The organism is Amycolatopsis sp. lyj-109, assembly GCF_046548995.1.
In the GTDB taxonomy this organism is placed as follows: domain Bacteria; phylum Actinomycetota; class Actinomycetes; order Mycobacteriales; family Pseudonocardiaceae; genus Amycolatopsis.
Genome location: NZ_JAJPWR010000002.1, coordinates 721,913 through 743,901 on the forward strand (window position 1 = coordinate 721,913; position 21,989 = coordinate 743,901).

The 21,989-nt window shown below is 71.5% G+C and carries 20 protein-coding genes; 8 read left to right on the forward strand and 12 right to left on the reverse strand.

The genetic code is table 11. From position 1 onward, the window contains the following. Window positions 1-1,806, forward strand: a complete 1,806-nt coding sequence (locus ACLJQF_RS07300) for a glycosyltransferase (protein WP_410607419.1) — start codon at window positions 1-3, stop codon at window positions 1,804-1,806. A 3-nt stretch (window positions 1,807-1,809) separates the two neighbouring features. After that, complete coding sequence (locus ACLJQF_RS07305; protein WP_410607420.1) at window positions 1,810-3,111, forward strand: acyltransferase family protein; 1,302 nt, start codon at window positions 1,810-1,812, stop codon at window positions 3,109-3,111. A 3-nt stretch (window positions 3,112-3,114) separates the two neighbouring features. Here ACLJQF_RS07305 and ACLJQF_RS07310 read toward each other — a convergent pair whose 3' ends face one another. From ACLJQF_RS07310 to ACLJQF_RS07335, 6 genes are all read right to left on the reverse strand, one after another. Further along, on the reverse strand, window positions 3,115-4,719 hold the full coding sequence (locus ACLJQF_RS07310; RefSeq protein WP_410607421.1) for an SAM-dependent methyltransferase: 1,605 nt from the start codon (window positions 4,717-4,719) through the stop codon (window positions 3,115-3,117). Between the two features lie 11 nt (window positions 4,720-4,730). Then, the gene (locus ACLJQF_RS07315) at window positions 4,731-5,954 is read right to left on the reverse strand and encodes a hypothetical protein (protein WP_410607422.1); all 1,224 of its coding nucleotides are present in this window, start codon (window positions 5,952-5,954) and stop codon (window positions 4,731-4,733) included. Between the two features lie 144 nt (window positions 5,955-6,098). Next, the gene (locus ACLJQF_RS07320; protein ID WP_410607423.1) at window positions 6,099-7,289 is read right to left on the reverse strand and encodes a hypothetical protein; all 1,191 of its coding nucleotides are present in this window, start codon (window positions 7,287-7,289) and stop codon (window positions 6,099-6,101) included. 309 nt (window positions 7,290-7,598) lie between these two features. Then, the gene (locus tag ACLJQF_RS07325; protein WP_410607424.1) at window positions 7,599-8,267 is read right to left on the reverse strand and encodes a response regulator; all 669 of its coding nucleotides are present in this window, start codon (window positions 8,265-8,267) and stop codon (window positions 7,599-7,601) included. Next, the gene (locus ACLJQF_RS07330) at window positions 8,264-9,370 is read right to left on the reverse strand and encodes a sensor histidine kinase (protein ID WP_410607425.1); all 1,107 of its coding nucleotides are present in this window, start codon (window positions 9,368-9,370) and stop codon (window positions 8,264-8,266) included. Before ACLJQF_RS07330 ends, ACLJQF_RS07325 begins: the two co-directional genes overlap by 4 nt. A gap of 67 nt (window positions 9,371-9,437) precedes the next feature. Beyond that, window positions 9,438-10,271, reverse strand: a complete 834-nt coding sequence (locus ACLJQF_RS07335; RefSeq protein ID WP_410607426.1) for a helix-turn-helix transcriptional regulator — start codon at window positions 10,269-10,271, stop codon at window positions 9,438-9,440. 102 nt (window positions 10,272-10,373) lie between these two features. On the opposite strand from ACLJQF_RS07335, the gene ACLJQF_RS07340 reads away from it, so the two are divergent. The 4 genes from ACLJQF_RS07340 to ACLJQF_RS07355 are packed head-to-tail and all read left to right on the forward strand — an operon-like array spanning window position 10,374 to window position 13,664. Continuing rightward, window positions 10,374-11,798 (forward strand): MFS transporter, encoded by a 1,425-nt coding sequence (locus ACLJQF_RS07340; protein ID WP_410607427.1) that lies wholly within the window; start codon window positions 10,374-10,376, stop codon window positions 11,796-11,798. Between the two features lie 52 nt (window positions 11,799-11,850). Beyond that, window positions 11,851-12,375, forward strand: coding sequence for an RNA polymerase sigma factor (locus tag ACLJQF_RS07345; RefSeq protein ID WP_410607428.1), 525 nt, complete (start codon window positions 11,851-11,853; stop codon window positions 12,373-12,375). Next, the gene (locus ACLJQF_RS07350) at window positions 12,368-13,252 is read left to right on the forward strand and encodes a VOC family protein (protein WP_410607429.1); all 885 of its coding nucleotides are present in this window, start codon (window positions 12,368-12,370) and stop codon (window positions 13,250-13,252) included. Before ACLJQF_RS07345 ends, ACLJQF_RS07350 begins: the two co-directional genes overlap by 8 nt. 46 nt (window positions 13,253-13,298) lie before the next feature. Continuing rightward, complete coding sequence (locus ACLJQF_RS07355) at window positions 13,299-13,664, forward strand: hypothetical protein (protein ID WP_410607430.1); 366 nt, start codon at window positions 13,299-13,301, stop codon at window positions 13,662-13,664. Here ACLJQF_RS07355 and ACLJQF_RS07360 read toward each other — a convergent pair. From ACLJQF_RS07360 to ACLJQF_RS07370, 3 genes are all read right to left on the reverse strand, one after another. Further along, window positions 13,661-15,427, reverse strand: coding sequence for a gamma-glutamyltransferase family protein (locus ACLJQF_RS07360; protein WP_410607431.1), 1,767 nt, complete (start codon window positions 15,425-15,427; stop codon window positions 13,661-13,663). The genes ACLJQF_RS07355 and ACLJQF_RS07360 overlap by 4 nt on opposite strands. 27 nt (window positions 15,428-15,454) lie before the next feature. After that, window positions 15,455-15,847: a VOC family protein gene (locus ACLJQF_RS07365; RefSeq protein WP_410607432.1), complete on the reverse strand. Its 393-nt coding sequence runs from the start codon at window positions 15,845-15,847 to the stop codon at window positions 15,455-15,457. 124 nt (window positions 15,848-15,971) lie between these two features. Next, complete coding sequence (locus tag ACLJQF_RS07370; RefSeq protein WP_410607433.1) at window positions 15,972-17,276, reverse strand: UDP-glucose dehydrogenase family protein; 1,305 nt, start codon at window positions 17,274-17,276, stop codon at window positions 15,972-15,974. Window positions 17,277-17,418: 142 nt separating this feature from the next. Here ACLJQF_RS07370 and ACLJQF_RS07375 point away from each other — a divergent pair, with 142 nt between their 5' ends. Continuing rightward, window positions 17,419-18,177, forward strand: coding sequence for an SDR family NAD(P)-dependent oxidoreductase (locus ACLJQF_RS07375; RefSeq protein WP_410607434.1), 759 nt, complete (start codon window positions 17,419-17,421; stop codon window positions 18,175-18,177). A gap of 79 nt (window positions 18,178-18,256) precedes the next feature. Here ACLJQF_RS07375 and ACLJQF_RS07380 read toward each other — a convergent pair whose 3' ends face one another. The 3 genes from ACLJQF_RS07380 to ACLJQF_RS07390 all read right to left on the reverse strand — a co-directional run bounded on the left by ACLJQF_RS07380 (window position 18,257) and on the right by ACLJQF_RS07390 (window position 21,269). After that, window positions 18,257-18,910 (reverse strand): class I SAM-dependent methyltransferase, encoded by a 654-nt coding sequence (locus ACLJQF_RS07380; protein ID WP_410607435.1) that lies wholly within the window; start codon window positions 18,908-18,910, stop codon window positions 18,257-18,259. Window positions 18,911-18,916: 6 nt separating this feature from the next. Next, window positions 18,917-19,546, reverse strand: a complete 630-nt coding sequence (locus tag ACLJQF_RS07385) for a PadR family transcriptional regulator (protein ID WP_410607436.1) — start codon at window positions 19,544-19,546, stop codon at window positions 18,917-18,919. Between the two features lie 82 nt (window positions 19,547-19,628). Further along, window positions 19,629-21,269 carry a TM0106 family RecB-like putative nuclease gene (locus ACLJQF_RS07390; protein WP_410607437.1) on the reverse strand — a complete coding sequence of 547 codons (1,641 nt, stop codon included), beginning with the start codon at window positions 21,267-21,269 and terminating at the stop codon, window positions 19,629-19,631. Window positions 21,270-21,359: 90 nt separating this feature from the next. Between ACLJQF_RS07390 and ACLJQF_RS07395 the strand changes: the two genes are divergently transcribed. Next, window positions 21,360-21,821 carry a DUF6474 family protein gene (locus tag ACLJQF_RS07395; RefSeq protein WP_410607438.1) on the forward strand — a complete coding sequence of 154 codons (462 nt, stop codon included), beginning with the start codon at window positions 21,360-21,362 and terminating at the stop codon, window positions 21,819-21,821. Window positions 21,822-21,989: the final 168 nt, after the last annotated feature.

The window sequence follows — 21,989 nt, forward strand, 5'->3', positions numbered from 1 at the left end:
GTGGCCGACCCCCGACTCGTGCTGGCGTCCGCGCCGGGCGGCAGCTCGTTCATGGAGGAGCTCCTCGAGGTCGTCGCCGACGCCGTGCGCTCGGTGGGCGGCCGGGCCGAAACCCACCTCGGGCCGCTGCCCGAGGAGGACGACGACACGGTGTTCGTCGTCGTCCCGCACGAGTACCTGGTGGTGCTGCCCGAGCACCAGCGCCCGCGGCCGGACCAGCTGCGGCGGACGATCGCGTTCTGCGTCGAACACCCCGGCACGCGCACCTTCGACACCAGCGCCGGCTTGCTGCCGCGGTTCGGCGGCGCCGTGGACATCAACGCCGACTCGACCGACGAACTCGTGCGCCGCGGGCACGACGTCCGGCGGTTCCAGCTCGGCTACACCCCGCTGTGGGACCGGTGGGGCGGCGACCCGGACAGCCCGCGCGACATCGACGTCACCTACCTGGGCACCGCCGAACACCGGCGCTCGGCCCTGCTGGCCCGTGCCGCACGCGACCTGGACGGCCTCGAAGTGCGGCTGCTGACCCCGCCGCACGAACCGATGGTCAAGCCGCGGCCGGACTTCCTGATGAACCGCGCGAAGCACGAGCACCTCGCGCGCAGCCGCGTGCTGCTGAACCTGCACCGGGAAGCGTCGCGCGCGCTGGAGTGGGTGCGCGTGCTGGAAGCGGCGTGCAACGGCTGCGTCGCCGTCACCGAGCCGAGCCGCGACCTGGCCCCGTTCACCGCCGGACAGCACCTGGTGGTCGCCCGGGAGACGGTGGTCGGCGCGGCCACCGCGGCGCTGCTGCGCGAACGCGGCCTGGAGCGGTCGATCCGCACCGAGGCCTACCGCTTCGTCCGCGAAGAGCTGGACATGGGCCCGTCGGCCCGGCGGCTGCTCGAACTGGCGGCCGACCTGGCCGAACGGCATCCGGCACCGGCCCGCTCGGACCGGCCGCCGCGAACGACACCGGTGGTGCGGCCGCCGTCCGAGACGCCGCTGGCCGTCGACACCCCGAGCTGGGATCCCCGGTTCCGCGGCGAAGCGTCGCTCGGCGCCGAGCCCGGACCGGACCGGCAACTCGCGGCGCGGCTCATCGTCGAACGCACGGAAGCCGCCCGGCGCACCGACGGCGTGCTCAGCACGCCGGCCGCCCTGCCGCTCGCGCCGAGCGCCGGGAACCGCGTCGACGACCTCGACGTGCTGATCGTGCGCCGCGCGGGCGACCCCGGTGTGATGGCCCTGGTCGACGACCTGGCCCGCGGAACCGCGGTGCCGTCCCGGGTCCTCGTGTGCCAGGACGGCACCGCCGAACCCGCCGGGCCGAAGCCCTACGACCTGCTCCACCACCCGATCGCCCGCGGCGCGGGCTACGCGTACAACCGGCTGCTGGCGGGCTCGCGAGCCGACCTGGTGCTGGTCCTGGACGCGGGCATGCGATGCTCACCGCACCTCGTGGCCCGCTTGCTGGCCGCGGTGCGCGGGGACGCGGACCTGGCCCACTGCCCGGTCGCGGACCCGGTGGCCGGCCTCGTCGGGGCGCTTCCCCCGGAAGCGCGGCGGCTGGCCCGGCTGCCCTACCTGGGTAGTGGGTACCTGGTGCGGCGGACCGTGCTCGACCGGCTGGGTGGCTGGCCGGACGACCCGTGGCTGGAGGGGCTCGAACACCACGGCCTCTGGCGGGAAGCCGCCGCCCGGAACGCCCGGACGGTGCTCGTGCAGCAGGTTCTGCTGTCCCGGGTGGTGCCCGATCCGCCGGCCCGGCCGGTCGACCTCGATCCCCAGCGCGCCTGGGCCGCGACGAACGCGAAACGGTAGGAAATGGACGCAACCGAGACCACGGACGTGCTGCCGGCGATCACCGCCGAGCGGCGTGCCGAACCGGCGCAGGCCGCCACGAAGGCCGATCTGGAGCAGGGGCCGCTCCCGGCGTTCATCCCGCAGCTGACCGGGGTGCGCGCACTGGCGGCGCTGTGGGTGCTGGCGTTCCACTTCCGCCCCGAACTGGTCTCGTCGTTCCCGTTCCTGGGCCGGCTGGCACCGCTGTTCGACTCCGGTTACCTCGGCGTGGACCTGTTCTTCGTGCTCAGCGGCTTCATCATGACCTACACCCACCTCGACCGGATGAGCGAACCGTGGACGCCGCGCAAGGCGCTCGGTTTCCTCTGGCTGCGGCTGAGCCGGATCTGGCCGGTGATGTTCCTCGTGCTGCTCGGCTGGGCTCTTTACCGCGCCTACTCGCTGCAGATGAACAATGACGCGAGCCTCCAGGCGGCCGCGAGCCCGGCCCGGTTCCTCGAGCACGTCCTGCTGATCCAGGGCTGGTTCATCGAGCCGGACCAGTGGAACCCGATCGACTGGTCGCTGAGCGCGGAGTGGCTGGCGTACCTGGTGTTCAGCGTCGCGGTCGCCGTGCTGGCCAAGATGCTGAAGACCGTGCGCGTCCGCTCGCTCGTGCTGTGCGCGCTGGTGTCGGTGTTCCCGATCGTCGCGATCGGCGTCACGATGGAGGACGGCAGCGACCTGCTGCTGTTCCACAACGCGCTGGTGCCGGGGATGATCCCGCTGCGCGTACTCACCGAGTTCTTCGGCGGCGCGTTCACCGCGTTGATCGTGCTGCGGTACGGCCGCTCCGCGCGGCTGCCGTGGTTCCTGCGGCCGACGGTCGTGTTCGTGGTGATCGTCGCCATCATCTTCCTGGTGCACCACTTCGACTCGTTCCGCCGCTTCAACATGGGCCTCGACTGGCGGATCAACGGCCACATCATGTGGGGCTCGGCCGAAACGGTGGTCGTGGTGCCGCTGTTCCTGCTGCTGATCGGCGGGCTGGCGATCGGCAACCGCGAGCCGATGGCGTGGCTGCTGCGGACCAGGCTGCTCGTCTGGGGCGGCAAGGTCTCGTTCGCGCTGTACCTGGTGCACTGGCTGGTGATCGACGTGATGCGGCACGTCATCCAGACCAAGCTGAAGCTCACGGACATGCCGACCAGCTGGGAGTACCGGCTGATCGTGCTGGGCTTCCTCGCGATGACGATCGTCATCGCCCACGTCCTGCACCGCTTCTTCGAGGAACCGACGCGCCGCGCGATGCGGCGGATGCTGCCGGAGTCGATGCGCGCCTGAGCGTCAGCGGCCGGACGGTTCGGCGAGCCGGACCGTCCAGGCCCGCGTCAGTTCTTCGGTCCGCGCGGCCAGGTACTCCGGATCGCACCGGCCCGCCTGCCGGACGGCCTGGAACCGCGCCTCCGCCGGCACGACACCGAGCACGACCGCTTCGGCCAGGCCGAGCCGCTCGCCGAGGTCGCGCACGACGTCGCCCACGGTCGGCCCCTCGGCGTGCCCGCCCCGAGCCAGTTCGTCGGCGGTGATGAGGATCCCGCGGGCGAGAACGTCGTCCGCCGAGCAGCCGTCGACCGACCATTCGAGGTCGATCGGGACGAGCCCCGATTCCGTCACGAGCAGGTTCTGCGGGGTCAGGTCCCACAGCCGCGGGCCCAGCTCGCCGGCCCGGGCGAGCACGAATTCGCGCCACTGGCCGAGCAGGTCCGTCAGCCGGCCGGGTTCCGCGCGCACGACGTCGAGCACGGTCGGGACATCGACCACTTCGTCCACTGTGGACACGACACGGACGCCGTGCGCCGAGCCGGGCCGGTCGGCCAGCGGCGTCCGGCGCACCCTCAGCGTGCCGCCGCTGCGTTCGACGACCGACCGGGTGCAGAAGTCCGCGGCCCGGTCGGTGCTGAAGAACGCCGCCAGCGTTTCCCGCGGCCAGACCCGCGGTTCTGCGTCCTTGCCGGCTAGCACGAGGAAGGAATTGCCGTGGTGCGCGGCCAGTCCGGCATCGACGAGCTCGGCCCAGACGCGCCCCTCGTCCGCGACGCGCGCCCCGGTGGCCGCCCAGTCGGGACTGGGAAAACCGGGCAGCTGCTTGGCGAGCCGCGGATGGGTGGCGAGGAGTTCGTCGGTGAGCACGGTCCGCGTCAGCTTGTAGTCCGGGAAGGCGCCGAGCACGGTGGTCCCGGTGAACCCGGATCGCTCGACGAGGCCGGTGAGCCGGGCGCGGGAGAACGTCCGGGCCACGCCGCCCGCCGGATAGCCGGCCACGCTGTCCCACGGAAGTCCGGTGTGGTCCTCGGCGGCTCCGCAGAGGTACTTGACGCCGAACTGGTTCTCGATCGCGAGCACCAGCGTCCCACCCGGCCGGAGCCGAGCGTGCGCCGCGCGCAGGAAATTCGCGTAGCGGTCGTCGTCGTTGCTGCCCGCGCCGACGTATTCCAGCACGCCGATGACCACCACGATGTCGTACGCCTCGATGGCCGGGACGTCGTCGATCCCGCCGACGAAGACTTCGACGTCGCCGAAGTCCCGGGTCCGGGCGCGCGCCCCGCGGGCCCGGCTCGGCACCGGTTCGACGGCGTCCACGAGCCGGCACCGTTCCGCCAGGTAGCTGGTCACCGCGCCGGTGCCGCAGCCGATCTCCAGCACCGCGGCGCCGGACGGCAAGTCCAGCGCCCGCAACACGTTCGCGCGGCCGTGATCGAGGTGGTAGCGCTCCGGCCAGGTCCGCGCGGCGAGCGTCAGCTCGTCACTGAGCGAACCACGGTCCTGCGCGTTCTCCAGCAGGGCGGTGACCAGATCTTCGGCCCCGTCGGAGTAGTCCGAGACGCCGGTGGACAACACCCGGCAGCCGTACTCGTCCGGCTCGGCACCGGCCCGGAGCGGCGTGGTCACCTGCGCACCGGTCACGAGTTCGGAACGTTCTCCAGCATCGCCTTCATGACGCCTTGGAACTCCTTGGTCACGGCCGTGTCGGTGGCCGGCGCCTGGTTGACGTCCACCCGGATCACCGCGGCTCCCGAGACGTACACGGCCCGGTAGGTCGTGTGGTCCGGCAGGACCGCCTTGAACACCCCGACCGACTGCGGGAGCCCGGCGCGGTCGCCGACCGGCTGGAGCCCGGTGCCGGAACCCGGCCGCTGCAGCGTCTGCGCCAGCCGTTCGGCATCCGCGACGCTCTTGGTGTTCACCAGCAGGACCGTGTAGTCGAACGGGTTGTTGGTGGACGCCTGGCAGCTGACGTACGCGGAACCGGCCACCTTGATCGAGCTCGCCTCGGCCGGGTTCAGGAACTCATTCTGCACGGCTTCGTCGACACTCATCGTGCCGTTCTTGTCGCTCGCCTTGCCGGGCATCGGCGGGACCCGGGTGGGTGCGACGCTCGGCGGCGGCGGGGTGGTGCTCGGCGCGGTCGTCGTCGGGGTGCCCGTCTGGCCGGCGACCGGCGTCGAGTCGCTGCGGAGCCCGAACCACCAGATGGCGAATCCGGCGAGCAGCAAGACCAGCACCGCCGCGACGATGCTGATGACCTTCTTCTTGCCGGACCCGCTCTTGGTCTCGAAGTAGGACTCCGGACCCTGGCGCATCCAGCTCAGGTCGTTCGGGTTGTGCGCCTGCCCGCTGTCGTCGGTGCTCCACGGCGGCGCGGCGGAACCGGGCGGCACCTGGTTCCAGCCCGGCTGGGCGGGCGGCTGCTGCGAATAACTCTGGTAGCTCGGCTGGTACTCGCCGGTGTTGCGGACGACCTGCGTGCGTTCAGGGTTGTCGTCGGTACCCTGCGGCGGCGGCGCGAACCCGCCGGGCGGCGAGAACGGCTGCGACTGCACGGGCGGCACGTAGGCGGTCGCGTCGGGGTCACCGGGCCGCTGCTGCTGCTGCTGCTGCCAGGCAACCGCCTGCGTGCGTTCGGCGTCACCGGGGTTCGGCTGCGGTGTCCCGCCGGGCGGGCTGATCGGAGCGATCACCTGGGTCGCGTCGGCGCTCGAAGGCGACGGCGGCTGCGGTTGCTGGTCCTGCACTCCAACGGCCGAGGAAAGCACCTGGTCACGGCGTGCCCGATATTCGTCGGCGGACAGCTGACCCGCCGCGAGCTCCTCGTCCAGCCGTCGCAGCTCCTCCTGCCAGGACACCAGGAGCCCCCTTATTCCGGTCCGGTCGGCCGACCACGGCCGACCGACACACTTCGCCTGTTCAACAACATGCACATTGTGCACTTCGAGGTGGCTCGACCACCCCGCGGGTCGGCTTGTCACCCGGCCTTCGCGGGCATCCGCTCAGCCGGCGGGCAAGACGGTCGTCACGGTGTCGCGGATCGCCTCGAGCCGGGACCGCAGCGGAGCCGAGTCGGCGGTGCCCGACTGGGACACGCCGATGCCGACGACCACCGCGCCGGAGGCGTACCAGAGGATCCCGACCCAGCCGTCGGTCCCGCGCTGGGTGTACATGAGGTCGTCTTCGGTCGGGCCGAGCCGGGTCGCCGCCAGCCGCGCGCCGGAGAGGTTCTGCCGGAGGCCCGTCACCAGGTGCTTGGCGTCGTAGACCGACAGCGTCGGGATCGCCATCAGCAGGTTGCCGTCGCGAGGCTTCGCTGGATCGGACGACGCGCGGAAGATGACTTCCCTGCCGTTGTTGGCCCGGATCTGCTTCGCGTCGGCCTCGGTGATCACCTTGGCTTCCAGCGCCTTGTCGATCGACATCGTCGAATCGGCGGGGTTCGCCTTGCCGGGCAGCGCGGGCAGGCGCTGCTCGAGCGTCAGCGACGGGTCGACGACGCCGTTCGTCTGCGGCGGCGCGCTCGACGACGCCGGCGGCGACAAGGCCACGTCGGAAGGCTCGGCGTCCTTCTTGCCGAACCAATAGATGCCGCCGACGACGAGGCCGACCACCAGCACCACGGCGAGGGTGATGAACAACCAGGCCGGGACGCCCAGGCGCGGCTCCTCTTCCCCGGCCGGGTCGGTCTGCCACCGGTGCCGTCCGGCACCTTCCGGCTCCGGGACCGGCGGCTCCGCCGGCCCGGCCCGGCCAACGACCGGCGGGAACCGGCTGGGCGTCGCTTGCTGCTGGTTCGGACCGTCGACGCGCAGGTAGCGCGTCGGCACGATGTCGGCCGGGCTCGGCGCGGTGGTCATGTGGTTGGGCAGTTCGGGGATACCGCCCGGCTTGGCCGCCGACGGCGCGCTGCGCATCCACGGCCGGTCCTGGGGAGTCGGCGGCCGCGGAGCGGCGGCCTGCGGCGGCACGACCGGGGCCGGCGTCGGTCCGGCCGGGCGGTCGTACGCCGGGTTGGCACTCTGCCAGGACCGATTGCCCGGCCGGCGGAGCGGTGAAGGCACGGGCGAGGGCACCGTCGAACCCGAGGCAGCGGCCAGCAGCTCGTCACGCTGCTTGCGATGCACCGAAGGCTCGATCCGCCCGGCCGCCAGGTCCGCGTCGAGTTGACGCAGATCATCCTGCCAGCTCATCTTCGACCCCCATCCGGCGTTCGGGGCAACAGTCTGGCACGGAGGGCCGACCTGCGAGGTTGCGGTTTGTGGTTGATCCGCAACGTAGCGGAGAACGTGGCCTTTGTGGAGGGTCATCCGGGCGTTCCCGGCATCCGATTCCGGTCCCCCGGAAGTGTGACGTCGGCCGTGTCGGTGAACGCCCTCCCCCTCTCGGACGCCCACTGAGCAGAGCATCGGCCGGGAAAGGAGGCGCCGTGATCTGGATCTGCCTGGTCAGCGTCCTCGCCGTGGTGTTCCTGGTGCGCGCGGTCCGCGTGGTGCGCCGGGTCAGGCGGGGCGACGCGGTGTGACGAGCCCGGACTCGTAGGCCAGCACCACCAGCTGGGCGCGGTCGCGCGCGCCGATCTTCGTCATGATGCGGCTGACGTGGGTGCGCGCCGTCGCCGTCGAGATCACCAGGTGGGCGGCGATTTCGTCGTTCGACATCCCGCCCGCGACCAGGCCGAGCACCTCGCGCTCGCGGTCGGTGATCTCGCGGACGGCGCTGGTGTCGATGCGCCGGTTCTCCGGGCGCCCGACGAACTCCTGGATCAGCCGGCGGGTGACCGTCGGCGCCAGCAGCGCCTCGCCGTCCGCGACGACCCGCAGCGCGCGCAGCAGCTCGACCGGCTCGGTGTCCTTCAGCAGGAATCCGCTGGCGCCCGCGCGCAGCGCTTCGTAGACGTACTCGTCGACGTCGAAGGTGGTCAGGACCAGCACCTTCGTCCCGGCGAGGTCCGGGTTCGCGGTGATCCGGCGGGTCGCTTCGAGGCCGTCGACGCCGGGCATCCGGATGTCCATCACGACGATGTCCGGCCGGTGCTCGATGGCGCCGGCGACCGCCTGCTCGCCGTTGCCGGCCTCGCCGACGACCTCGAAGCCGTCTTCGGTCTCCAGCAGCACGCGGAACCCGGCGCGGACCAGGACCTGGTCGTCGGCCAGCAGGACGCGGATCATGCTTCCCCCTCGATCGGTAGCTCGACGCACACTTCGAAACCGCCGTCGACCGGCCCGGCGGTGCACCGGCCGCCGAGCGCCGCGGCGCGTTCGGACATCCCGCGCAGGCCGTGGCCCGGGGTCGGCGGCGCGGTGCCGCGGCCGTCGTCGCGCACCCTGAGCGTCAGGGACCCGCTTCGCCGTTCGAACCGGACGTCGACGCGGTTCGGCTGGTCGGCGTGCCGGACGACGTTGGTCAGCGACTCCTGCAGGATCCGGTAGGCGGCGGCGTCGACCGGGGCCGGGAGGTCGCCGGGTTCGCCGTGGACGTCGACCGTGAGCCCGGCGTCGCGGGCGTGGTCGAGCAGCTCGCCGGCCTGGGCGAGGCTCGGCGCGGGCGCCTTGTCCTCCCCGGAGCGCAGCACGGCCAGGGTGGCGCGCAGGTCCTTGAGCGCGGACGCGCTGGCCGCCTTGATGTTGAGCAGCGCTTCCTTCGCCTGCTCGGGCCGGCGGTCGGCGACGTGCGCGGCGACGCCCGCCTGCACGTTGATCATCGCGAGGCTGTGCGCGACGACGTCGTGGACTTCGCGGGCGATCCGCAGCCGTTCCTGCTCCGCGAGCCGGTGCCGGTGTTCGTCGGCCTGCGCGCGGCGGGCGGCGAGCGCGTCCAGCTGGTACCGGACGGCGGTGCCGATGCCGATGACGGCGGTCAGCCAGACCACGAGGAACCCGGCACCGACTGCCAGTGTGAACGACCCCGACGTCACGATGTGGGCCAGGTAGAGGACGGTGAGCGCGGCTGCCCCGGTGATGCCGGCGGTGAGCGGACCGCGCTGCCGGGTGAGCAGGAACAACGCGATGGTCGGGACGATGATGATCGGGCCGCCGGGCAGCCCGGAGGCGTAGTAGCCGAACGCGGACGCCGTCGTGACCAGGAAGATCGTGAGCGGGAAGCGGTGGACGGCCAGCAGCGTCAGGCCGGTGGCGGCCAGCCACGCGGCCGCGAGCGGCGTCATCGACGCGGCGCCGGGCTGCCACCGCGACGAACCGCTGGTCGCCCCGAGCACGAACACGGTGACGACGACGGTGCGCACCACGCGTCCCACCCACGGCGGCCATCTCATGCCGCGAAAACTACCGGTCACGGCCGTCCTGCGCGTCCGTCCCGGAGCGCACGGCCGGCGTACGTCGTCAGTCGAAGACGAGCGGGAGCTTCGCCGCCGTTTCTTCGTCGGCCGGGGTGTAGGTCGACATGGTGATCTCGGACCGGCGGCCGTAGTAGAGGTAGGTGAAGTTGAACTGCAGCAGCCCGACGTCCGGGTGCCGGTACCGCTTGGTGCGGATCGGCTCCGAGTTGACGTCGTGGTGCGGCCACAGCTCGGCGAACAGCGGCGACTCGGCCTTGAGGCGCTTCACCAGCTGCTTCCACGCCGGCTCGGCGACGTGGTCGGCCATCGCCGCGCGGAAGGAGGCGATCACGCGCGGGATGTTCGCGTCCCAGTCGAGCATCCGCTTGCGCCACTCGGGGTTGAGCAGGCACTGGACCAGGGTGTTCCGGTCGCCGAACGGGATGGCGTCGACGTCGCCCATCAGCCAGGTGTAGCCGCGGTTGTAGCCGAGCAGGTCGCAGCGGGCGTTGCGGATCGCGACCGGGTACGGCTCCAGCTTCCGGAGCATGAGCTCCATCGCCGGCGTGATGACCTGGCAGTCCTTTTCGCCCTCCGGCTCGGGTGCCCCGGCCAGGCGGAACAGGTGGACGTGCTCGTGCGGGTCGAGCCGCAGCGTGCGGGCGATCGCCTGCAGCACCTGCTCGGACGCGTTGATGTCGCGCCCCTGCTCGAGCCACGTGTACCAGGTGACCCCGACGCCGGCGAGCTGCGCGACCTCTTCGCGGCGCAGCCCCGGCGTCCGGCGGCGGCCCACGATCGGCAGGCCGACCTGCTCGGGTGTGATCCGCTCGCGACGGCTGCGCAGGAACCGCGCCAGCTCTTGGCGGCGAAAGCCGGATTCGACGGCGGTGGTCATGGTGCCAGGATGGCACGCGCTGGAACCTGGTACCAGGTAGTGGCTGGTACCTGGATAAACAGCAACTGATACCAGGTTAAAATCGGGTTGATCGTAGTACCCATGACCACGACTTCCCTTGCGCCGAGTACCACCGGTGCCCAATTTCGGCCGGGACTGACCCCCGCCAGCCTGGTCACGGTGCTGCTGGGGGCGGCACTGCCGATCATCGACTTCTTCATCGTCAACGTCGCGCTGCCGACCATCGATGCCGACCTCCACGCGTCCACCGCCACCCTGGAACTGGTGGTCGCCGCCTACGGCATCGCGTACGCGGTGCTGCTCGTGGTCGGCGGCCGCCTCGGCGACTCGTTCGGCAGGCGACGGCTGTTCATCGCGGGTCTCTGGCTGTTCACGCTGACGTCCCTGGCCTGCGGAATCGCCCCGACTGCCGGCACGCTGGTGGTGGCCCGCGCCGCGCAGGGGGCGGCGTCGGCCCTGCTGCTGCCGCAGGTGCTCTCGATCATCCAGGCGACGACTTCGGGTGAGAAGCGGTCGCGCGCCCTCGGCCTGTTCGGCGCGACCGGCGGCATCTCGACGGTGGTCGGCCAGCTGCTCGGCGGCGCCCTGGTGGCGGCCGACCTGTGGGGCACCGGCTGGCGGCCGATCTTCCTGGTCAACGTCCCGATCGGCCTGGTCGTGCTGGTCATGGCCCGCAAGCTGCCGGAAAGCCGCGCGAAAAACCCGCTGGGCGTCGACCGCATCGGCACGGCCCTGCTGGCCGTGACGCTGCTGTCGCTGCTGGTCCCGCTGATGGAGGGGCGCGCGCTGGGCTGGCCGGTGTGGACGATCGCGCTGCTGGCGGTGTTCCCGTTCGCGGCGGCAGCGTTCGTGCACGTCGAACGGCGGTTGGAGCGTCTCGGCGGAACGCCGCTACTGCCGCCGTCGGTGATGCGGCTGCCGAGCGTGCGTCGCGGGTTGATGGTGGCCGTGCCGTTCTTCGGCGCGTTCGGCTCGTTCATGTTCGTGTTCGCGATGACGCTGCAGGAGGGCCTGCACTTCGGCCCGCTGGGCGCGGGCGGCGCGCTGACCCCGCTTGCCGTCGCGTACTTCACGGTGTCGATGCTGAGCAGCCGCCTGGTGGCCCGCTACGGCCAGAAGGTCGTCCCGGTGGGCGGCGCGATCACGGCGCTGGGCATGGTGGCCCTGCTCTGCACGACGCTGTCGGCGTGGCCGCACGTGACGATCCTCGACCTGGCCCCGGCGATGGTGGCGATCGGCGTGGGCAACGCGCTGGCGATGACGACGCTGTTCCGGATCGTGCTGTCCCACGTGCCGACGGACCTGGCCGGCGTCGGGTCGGGGGTGATGACGACGAACCAGCAGACGTCGCTCGCGTTGGGCGTGGCGACGCTGGGGAGTCTGTACGCGGCACTGTCGGGTTCGCTGGGCAGCCGCGACGCGTTCGCGGTGGTGATCGGCGTGGTGGCGGTGCTGGCGGCGATCGTCGCGATCACCGGGCGGCGGCTGCCGGACCCGCGGGTGTAGAAATCCGGAATTCACCCGTCGGAAAATCCGGGCGCCGGACGACTATGGAGGTGTGACGGAACCGCGGGTACGACCGGATCCGGCCTTCGCGCTGCTCGGGCTGTACGAGACGGCCCTGCCGGAGGTCTACGGGTACCTGCTGTCCCGGTGCGGCGACCGCACGCTCGCCGAGGAACTGACGTCCGAGACGTTCCTCGGAGCGGTCGCCGCCTGTCGCAAGGAGTACGCACCTCCAGTGAGCACCGGGTGGCTGATCGGCGTCGCCCGGCACAAGCTCGCCGACCACTGGCGGCGCAAAGAACGTGAGGAACGCGGACTGCGGCTGGTGCACGACAGTGAGCCGGACGTCGAGGACCCGTGGGACGAGCGGCTCGACGCCCTGCGCGCGAGACAGGTGCTCGAAGCCCTCGGGCCACACCACCGGGCCGCGCTGACCCTGCGGTACGTCGACGGCCTCGGCGTCCCCGAGGTCGCCGGCCACCTGGGGCGCAGCGTGCACGCCACCGAGGCGTTGCTCGTCCGGGCCCGTGCCGCGTTCCGGCGTGCCTACCAGGAGAAGGAGGGTCGCGATGCCTGAGCCTTTCGACGCGCTTCGCCGTCCCTCCGAGCGGGTCGTGCCCGACCCGGACTTCGCCGCCGAACTGCGTGACCATCTGCGTCGCGCCATCTTGAACGGAGCCGATATGACGACCACCGAGGCCCCTGCGGCCGCCGCCGAACTTCGCTCGCTGACGCCCTACCTGGCCGTGTCCGACGCTCGCGCGGCGATCGACTTCTACGTCGAGGTCTTCGGCGCGACCCGCCGCGGCGAACCGATCCTGATGGACGACGGCCGGATCGGGCACGCGGAGCTGGCCATCGGCGACGCCGTGCTGATGCTCGCCGAGGAGTACCCGGAGATCGGGCACGTGGCCCCGCGCGAGGGTGGTGCGTCGGTGCGGGTCGAGGTCCCGGACGTCGACGTTTCGGTGGCCCGCGCCCTGGAGCTGGGCGCGACGCTGATCCGCGCGGTGAGCGACTCGCCGTACGGCCGCGGCGGCTCGTTCCGCGACCCGTTCGGCCAGCGCTGGCTGGTCTCGCAGGCGGCGACCCCGGCCGCGGGACCGAAGCCCGCCCGGCACGGCGAGGCGATGTACTTCACGTTCCAGGTCCCGGAAGCTTCGCCCGCCAAGGCTTTTTACGGCGCGGTGCTGGGCTGGCAGTTCACACCGGGTTCGACGTCGGACGCGTGGGGGTTCTCGGGACCGGGTCTCGAAGGCGGGCTGTGGGCCGGGGACCGTCAGGTCGGCTGGAAGCTGATGTACGCGGTCGACGACCTCGAATCGGCGTTGACGCGGGTGCGGGCGCAGGGCGGCCAGGCGGGCGAGGTCGAGAACCACCCGTACGGGACCACCGCCGACTGCACGGACAACCAGGGCATCGAGTTCTGGCTCTGGGAGAAGCCCGGGCAGTGAGGAATCCCATCCGCCGGGCCGTGCTTTCGGGCGCACACTCGGAAGCATGGCCGGGCAATGGGTGCCGCGTGACCACGACGAGCTGACCGCCGGGTGGCGGTTGTGGCTCGAACTCGGCTCGTCGGCCTGGCCCCGGCCCGGCTGGGACGGAGCCGTACGCGGCCTGCGGGAGCTGGTGAAAGCCTGCGCCGAGATCAGCGCTACGGCGGCGGGAACCGAGGTGGCCGCGCTCGTGCGGTCGATGCACCTGGCCGCCAGCTGGATCTGCGAGCTGTGGCAGGGCGACACCACTCCGCTCGACGGCGAGCGGATGGCGCTCCTCCACAGCGATCTCGCCGGCTTCGCCGACCACGCCCTCGGCGTGCGGACATTGCTTGCCGAAGGCGGGGGCTGGGCTTCACTGACGCTTTAGCGACCCACGGCGTAGCCCTGCATGCCACGGGCGTTGGCACCGGCTCGGAGCAGGCCATCCGAGCGGGAGACCGCCGAGAGGCGGCCCAACGCCCAGTCGCCCGCGTCGATCAGCGAGTGCCCGCGCTCGCGTAGGGCGTCCAAAGTGGACGCGCCCAGGCGGGACTCCACCACCAGCTCGCGTGGGTTCCACGAGCGCGGGTAGAACGAGCTCGGGAACGCCGTCGTGTGCCAGGCCGGGCTGTCGATCGACTCCTGGAGGTTGAGGCCGCCGTACACGTGGGCCAGCCAGAAGCACAGCTGCCACTGGTCCTGCTGGTCGCCGCCCGGGGTGCCGAAGGCCAGTGTCGGGACGCCGTCGCGCAGGGCCAGGGACGGCGACAGCGTGATGCGGGGGCGCTTGCGCGGCTGCAGGGAGTTCGGCAGGCCCTGCTCCAGCCAGAACATCTGGCCGCGGGAGTCCAGGCAGAAGCCGAGTGCCGGGATCGTCGGGCTCGACTGCAGCCAGCCGCCGGACGGCGTGAGGGACACCAGGTTGCCCGCCGCGTCGACGACGTCGAGGTGGACCGTGTCGCCACGGGTCTGGCCCTGGGGGCCGACGGTCGGCTCGCCCGTGGCGCCGCCGCCCGCCTCGATGCCCTGCAGCGAGTTCAGGATGGCGGGGAGGCGGGCCGGGCCGCGGGCGTCGCCCGGGCGCAGTTCGGGGGACGCCGTCTCGGTGATCAGGGCGCGCCGGGCATCGGTGTAGGACGGCGAAAGCAGCACGTCCAGGGGGACGTCGGTGTCGCCGTACCAGGCCTCGCGGTCCGCGAAGGCCAGCTTCGCCGCTTCGGTCGCCAGGTGCACCGTGCGCTCCGAGGGGATTCCGTCCACATAGGACAGCTCGTCGCGGAAGCCGTGCAGCAGCAGTGCCTGTTGCAGCAGCGCCGGTCCCTGCGTCCAGCCGCCCAGCTTGACCAGGCGCCGGTCGCCGACGTCCACGAAGGCGGGTTCTTCGTACGAGGCCGACCACGACGCCAGGTCGTCGCCCGTCAGCAGGCCGGCGTGGTCGCGGCCGGAGTCGTCGCGGAAGGACCGGCGGCTGAACTCCTCGATCGCCTCCGCGACGAAACCCTGCGACCAGGCACGGCGGCCCGCGTCGAGCTGCGCTTCCCGGCCGGAGACCGACTCGGCCTCGTGCAGCAGCCGCTCCCAGGTGTCCGCCAGCGCCGGGTTCCGGTGCAGGCCGGACGCCGGTTTGCCGTCCGGCATCCACAGCGCCGCCGACGTCGGCCAGTGCTCGCTGAACAACCGGGACACGGCGCTGATCGTGTCGCTGACCCGCGACACCAGCGGGACGCCGGTCCGCGCGTAACCGATCGCGTACTTCAGCACCTCGCGAAGCGGCTTCGTGCCGTAGTCGCGAAGCAGCAGGAGCCAGGCGTCCCAGGCGCCCGGGACGGTCGCCGGGAGCAGGCCGCTGCCCGGGATCAGGTCCAGTCCCAGCGAGGCGAAGTGCTCCGGCGTGGCCCCCGCGGGCGCCGGGCCTTGACCGGCCAGCGCCCGCGGGGCCGGGTCGTCCGCCGTCACGAAGAGGCCGGGCACCTGGCCCGCCGGGCCGCACAGGTGCGGCTCGGCGACCTGCAGGACGAAGCCGGCGGCGACCGCCGCGTCGAACGCGTTGCCGCCGTCTTCCAGCACCGCCATCCCGGTGGCCGAAGCCAGCCAGTGCGTCGATGCCACCATCCCGAAGGTGCCGGTCAGCTCCGGCCTCGTCGTGAACATACCCCGATAGTACGCAACGCTAACGAACTACCAAGCCGTCGGACGACGCCGCTCCGGCTCGTACGGCTGCGTGATGATTTCCATCCCGTTCCCGCCGGGATCGAGGAAATAGACGCCACGGCCGCCGTGGTTGTGGTTGATTTCGCCGACCTGCTTCCCCATCGGGTCGGCGTGGTAGGTCACGCCCGTTTCGACGAGCCGCGCGAAGACGGCGTCGAAGTCGTCCTCCGGGATCAGGAAGCAGTAGTGCTGCAAGCGCAGGTCGTCTTCGGGGATGCTCGCGAAGTCCAGCCGGACGCCGTTGCGCGTCTCGACGGGGATGAACGGACCCCATTCCTCGCCGACTTCGAGGTCGAGCAGGTTCGCCAGGAATTCGGCGGATTCCCGGTTGTTCCGGGACGGGACGATCAGATGGTTCAATTCAACGGAAACGGAAACTGACACGGTTGAAATGCCTCCAGGGCACTCCCGCCACCTCCATGTCTCACCCAGCCGGTGACCGACACGCGATGCCGTACTGATCACCCTAGCGGGCCGGGCGACGTCAAGAAACCTTGATTCGCGCCGCCGCCCGCGGCCGCCCGACGCCCTGCCAGGACAACCCGGCGGCCACGATCACCCGCGGGTCGAGCAGGTTGCGCGTGTCGACGACGTCGATGCCCTCCATCAGCTCCGCCATCGCCGCCCAGTCGAGGTGCTTGAACTCGGCCCACTCGGTGAGCACGACAACGGCGTCCGCGTCCTTCGCGACCAGGTAGGGGTCGTCGACGACGGTCATCCCGGCGATCCCGCCGTCGACGGCCGGGTCGTAGGCGATCAGCTCGGCACCCAGCGCGCACAGCACCGACGAGACGGCGAGCGCGGGCGAGTCGCGCAGGTCGTTGGTGCCCGCCTTGAACGCCAGGCCCAGGACGCCGATCCGGGCGCCGGCCAGCGTCCCGCCGACCGCGCCGGCGATCTTCGCGACGATCCGGTCGCGCTGGGCGAGGTTCTCGTCGATGGCCGAGGTCAGCATGGTGAAGTCGTAGTTCACCGACTCGGCCACCTTGACCAGCGCGCTGGTGTCCTTCGGCAGGCAGGAGCCGCCCCAGCCCGGGCCGGGCTTGAGGAACGTCCGCCCGATGCGCCGGTCGTACCCCATGCCCTCGGTGACGAGGTCGATGTCCGCGCCGAGCCGTTCGCACAGCTCGGCGATCGAGTTGACGTAGGACAGCTTCAGCGCGAGGTAGCAGTTCGCGGCGTACTTGACCAATTCGGCGCTGGCCGCGTCGGCGACGACGACCGGCGCGTCGAGCTCGGCGTACAGCTCGCCGACCCAGCGCGCGGCGGCGAGGTCGGCCGAGCCGACGACGATCCGGTCCGGGCCCAGGAAGTCCGCGACCGCGGTGCCTTCGCGGAGGAACTCGGGGTTCGACACTACCGGCACGTCGGTCCGGCCGACCAGCGCCTGGATCCGCTTCGACGTGCCGACCGGCACGGTCGACTTGGTGACCAGCGCGCAGCCGGCGGGCAGGACGTCGCCGATCTCGGCCGTCACCGCCTCGACCGCACGCAGGTCGGCGGACCCGCCGGCCCCCATCGGCGTCGGCACGCAGAGGAACACCGCCTGCGCGTGGCGGACCGCGTCCCGCGCACCGACGACGAACTGGAGGCGCCCGGCCGCGATCCCACGGTGCACCAGGTCTTCGAGCCCGGGTTCGAGGATGTCGACGCGGCCGGCCGCGAGCCTGGCCACCTTCACGCGGTCGACGTCCACGCAGGTGACGAAATGCCCGAGACTGGCCAGGCAGGCCCCCGTGGTCAAGCCGACGTATCCGGTTCCTACCACCACGATCCGAGCTGGCGTCATGCTGCTGAAGGTCTCAGCCGGAGTTGACCACCGCGCTAACGGAACCGGTCGGGCCCGGGAGCGGTGAGCGAAGACACGAACCTCGCGTGCGAACGAGCGTTAACCTGAGTCCGCGAATCGGACCACGAAGGGAACGGCACAGATGCAGATCACCGACACCGCGGCGCTCGTCACCGGCGGCGCGTCCGGCCTCGGCGGAGCCACCGCGAAGGCCCTCGCGGCCAAGGGCGCGCGGGTGTTCGCGCTGGACCTGGCGTCGTCCATCGAAAAGGCCGAGCAGATCGACGGCATCACCTACGTCGAGGCCGACGTCACCGACGTCGAGCAGGTCGAGGCCGCCGTCGCGACGGCCGCGGGCTCCGGCGTGCCGCTGCGGACCGTGGTGAACTGCGCCGGCATCGGGCCGTCCGCGCGGATCCTGTCCAAGAAGGGCCGCCACGACCTCGCGCTGTACGCGAAGGTCATCCAGATCAACCTCGTCGGCACCTTCAACGTGCTGACGGTCGCGTCCGAGGCGATCGCGAAGACCGAGCCCCTCGAGGACGACGCCCGCGGCGTCATCATCAACACCGCCTCCATCGCGGCCTTCGACGGGCAGATCGGGCAGGTCGCCTACGCGTCGTCCAAGGGCGGCGTCGTCGGCATGACGCTCCCCGCGGCCCGTGACCTGGCCTCGCACGGCATCCGCGTGCTGACCATCGCGCCGGGCATCGTCGACACCCCGATGCTCGCCACGGTCAGCGACGACTTCCGCGCGTCGCTCGCCGCCGGCGTCCCGTTCCCGAAGCGGCTCGCGCGGCCGGACGAGTACGCGCAGCTCGCGCTGTCGCTCATCGACCACGACTACCTGAACGGCGAGGTCGTCCGGATGGACGGCTCCCTCCGGATGGCCCCCCGCTGACGCCACAGGCGGCACTTTCACGTGAAAGTGCCGCCCCCAGGTGGGCACTTTCACGTGAAAGTGCCCACGCCCTGGACGGTCAGCGGGTGAGGCGGACCTCCAGGCCGATGCCGTCGGCGGTGACCGAGCAGCCGCCGAAGGTGCTTTCGGCAGCCAGTGCCTCGAACTGCGCGCGCGTGAACGCCCGGCGGCGCAGCCAGCCCAGCGTCTGGCGCACGGTGAAGCCGCTGACCGCGCCCAGGTTCATCCCGGCGACGTCACGCTGGATGTCGCCGGCGGTCGCCTCGTGGTTGAGGTCGTGGATCACCGCGCACCCGCCCGGGCGCAGCACGCGGTGCATTTCGTTCAGCGCCGCCACCGGCTGCCGGAAGTTCTTGAACGCGGCTTGGCAGACGAGGAAGTCGAACGACTCGGCCTCGAAGGGCGCGTGCGTGATGTCGCCTTGGCGGAAGTCGATCTCGAGCCCCGCGCGGTTTTCCCGGGCGATCTCGACCATCGTGTGGCTGATGTCGAGCCCGGTGACGCGGAAGCCGCGTTTCGCCAGTTCCACGGCGAAGAAGCCGGGGCCGGGCGCCACCTCCAGGATCTCGGCGCCTTCGGGCAGCCCCGCCGTGACCTCGGCCGCCTGCCGCCGGTACTGCGCGAGCTGCGCTTCCGTGCCCCGGTTCTTGGCGTACCAGCGAGCCTGGAAGCCCTCCATCTCGGGCACCTTGTGCTTGCGGGTCGTCTCCATCGGTTCCTACCTCTCCACGAACTCCCCCAGGTCGTCCGGGAATTCGCCGGTTTCGTGGTAGCGCCGCCAGGCCTCGATGCCCGGCAGGGCGCCGGTGGTCAGTTCTTCGAGGAAGCCGTGCACCCAGCGCGCCTCGGCTTCCGTCATCGCGAGGTCGTATTCGACCTCCACCAGGAACAGCCGCGGCATGAGCGGCCGCAGCTGTTCGAGCGCCGCGCGGTGCGCCTCCGCGCGTTCGCCGAGCTGCGCCAGCCGCTCCCGCAGCCGGCTGATCGCCTGATCCGGACCCAGGACGCCGATCATCGACAGCCCGGCCTTGAACCGCGGCGGTTCCCGGTCGACCGTGCCGACGAGCTCGCGAACCCAGTCCTCGAACTCCTCGCGCCCGGCCGGCGTGATGCGGTAGACGGTCCGTTCGGGCCGCCCGCCGTCCTTGACGCTCTCGACGGCCTCCAGGAAGCCGTGCTTCTCAAGGTTCGTGACGACCGTGTAGAGCGATCCCCACTTGATCGGCATGTCGGCGTCCTTGCCCCGCTGTTTGAGCACGGTCGCCATCTCGTACGGGTGCATGGGGCGTTCCAGCACGACGGAGAGGACGGCCAGCCCCAGCACGTTGGCGACCTTCCGCCGTTTCATCGCGACTCCTCGGCTACGAGTACTCGTAGCCGAGTATTACGCAAGACGCGCCAGCAGACAAGTGTCTTAGTCGCTGAACAACTCAGAGGTCGAACATGTACGGCACTTCAGTCTGGGCTCGCGCGTCGATCCACTCGCGCAGGGCCCGCGTCGCGAGGACGTCGTCCTCGTTGTAGCGCAGGAGCCGTTCGCGCTGGTCGTCGTCCGGCTTCTCGCCGTCCATGCCGACGGCGTCGCGGTACCAGCGCATCGACGCCTCGCCGCCCGCCTCCGGGTCACGCCAGGAGAACCCAGCCACCGGGGCGATCACCTTCAGACCCTTGCCGTGGGAGCACAGGAACTGGTCGGTGACGCTGCGGAAGAGGTCGACCCACTGCTCGGAATCCACAAAGGACTGGATGTCCTTTTTCGCCGGGACACCGGGGTGATCGCCGAAGCGCTCCACCGAGCCGAAGAGCCAGCGGTTCTCGGCGAGCGCGTTGTAGCAGTAGGCGCGGAAGGTCAAGCCTGCCGCTTCGGCGCGCTCGCGGACGTCGGTGAGCCAGGCCCAGAACTCGGCGAACGACCGGGCCTCGTCGTCGGTGGGCAGCGGGTCCCACGTCGCGAAGGCGCGGTAGCCCGGCTCGACGCCGATGTCGGCACCGCTGAGCAGGCAGCCCCAGAGGTACGCGCCGGCGTCGCCGAAGCTCTCCATGTCGACGTCGACCTCGACGTCGGCGCGCGGCACCTCGACCCGGTCGACCCGGCGCACCAGCGTCAGGTCGGCCAGCCAGGCCCGGGCGAGCACGACGGCGTCCGGGAAGGTGATGCCGGTCCAGTTCACCGCCAGCGGCTCGCCCGCCGGGTCGAGCGCGGCCAGCTTGTCCACAGTGGACACGCCGGCCCGGCGCAGCTCGACGGCGTCTTCGCCGCGGACGACGAGGCTGACGTCGCGGGTTTCGGTGAGCACGACCTCGCACGTCGGCCACCACGGGCACCGACGGCACTCCAGCACGCGCGACGGCTCGGCGAGCGGCTCCTCGCCGTTCGCGGCGGCGGTGGCGATGGCCAGCCGGTCGGCGAACCGGGCCTGGTACTCGGTGAGCGCGGTGCGCCCGCCCGGCCAGGTGCCCGCGGTGAGGTCGTGCCAGACGACGACGTCGGCGTCGAGCCCGATGACGCCGCCGAGGGTGAGGCTCTCGTCGGCCTGCCCGAGCGTCTGCAGCATGCGGCGGATGTGCACGAGCCGGAGCTGGTCACGCGGCTGCGACCGGACCTTGCGACCCTCGTCGGCCGCGCGGTGCGCCGGATCGAGATCGGTCATCCCGGTGACGATCGCGCCGGCCCCGCGGTCGGTGATGCGGTGGCGCACGACGAGCACCGGGACGTAGCCGCGGCCGGTGCGGACGAGCAGGTCGATCCCGCCACGCCGGTGCCCGGCCGCGTCGACCGGCAGCAGCGCACCCCAGATGTAGCGCGCCCCGTCGGCGAAGGCCTGCAGCGTCCGCTCGACGCGCTCGTGGGCGGGCAGGTCGCGGCCGATCTTCACCCAGTGGTCGTCGTTGGCGGCCATCAGCCGGGTGACGATGTCCTCGCGGTGGGCGGTGGCGTCGTCGATCCGCTGCTGCGCGGTGGGGTCGGGCGGCGAAAGCGGGACCTCGCGCATGGTGGGGTCGTGTTCGAGGTGCACGCGACGACGGCAGCGGCTGACCGCACCCGCGTCGAGTACCACCTCGGTGTTCATGGAGATCACTCTAGATTCCCTCCGCCGAGCCGACATGCCCGCCACCCGGGCGACCAGTAAGTTCGACCTCGACACGTCGCAGGAGGTGCCATGGCGCGCAAGGCCAAGGTCGAGGGTGAAGCCAGGTTCACCCCAAAAAGGGCGAAGAACGCGATCGCGGTGGCGAAGGTGCTCGGCCCGGCGGTGATCCCGGTGGTGGCGCCGCTGGCGGTCCGCGCGGCGGGCGCGGCCCGCGAGGCGTACGACCGCTACCAGGCGCGCAAGCTGGGAGTCTCGGTCGACCGGCTGGGCGAGTACACCGGCCGCGGCGCGGCGCTGCACGCCCGGATCGCGGGGGTGGCCGAGGGCTGCCGGGACCTGCAGAAGTCGGAAAAGGCGTCGAAGGCGGACCAGGAGTTCGCCCAGGGCGCGATGGGAACGCTGGAGCAGTTGTCGGCCTCGGTTCGCGCGGCGGAGCGAATGCCGGCGGCCAGGCGGAAGTCGGTGCACCGGGCGGTGGCCGGCGAGCTGGAGCGGCTGGAAGGCCAGCTGCTGCACCGGCTGGGGATCTGACGGCAGCGGGCCCAAACGTCTTGAATGACTCATTCAGTTGTCGGTGTCCCTGGCGGGACGTCCGTGCTGGGGTGAAAATCGTGTCTGGTCGCTTGCGTGACGTCGTGTGTCCTTGGCGCTGGGTCGAGGCCGTCATTCAGTCTGACGCTGGGAGCCGCCTGAGAGTCC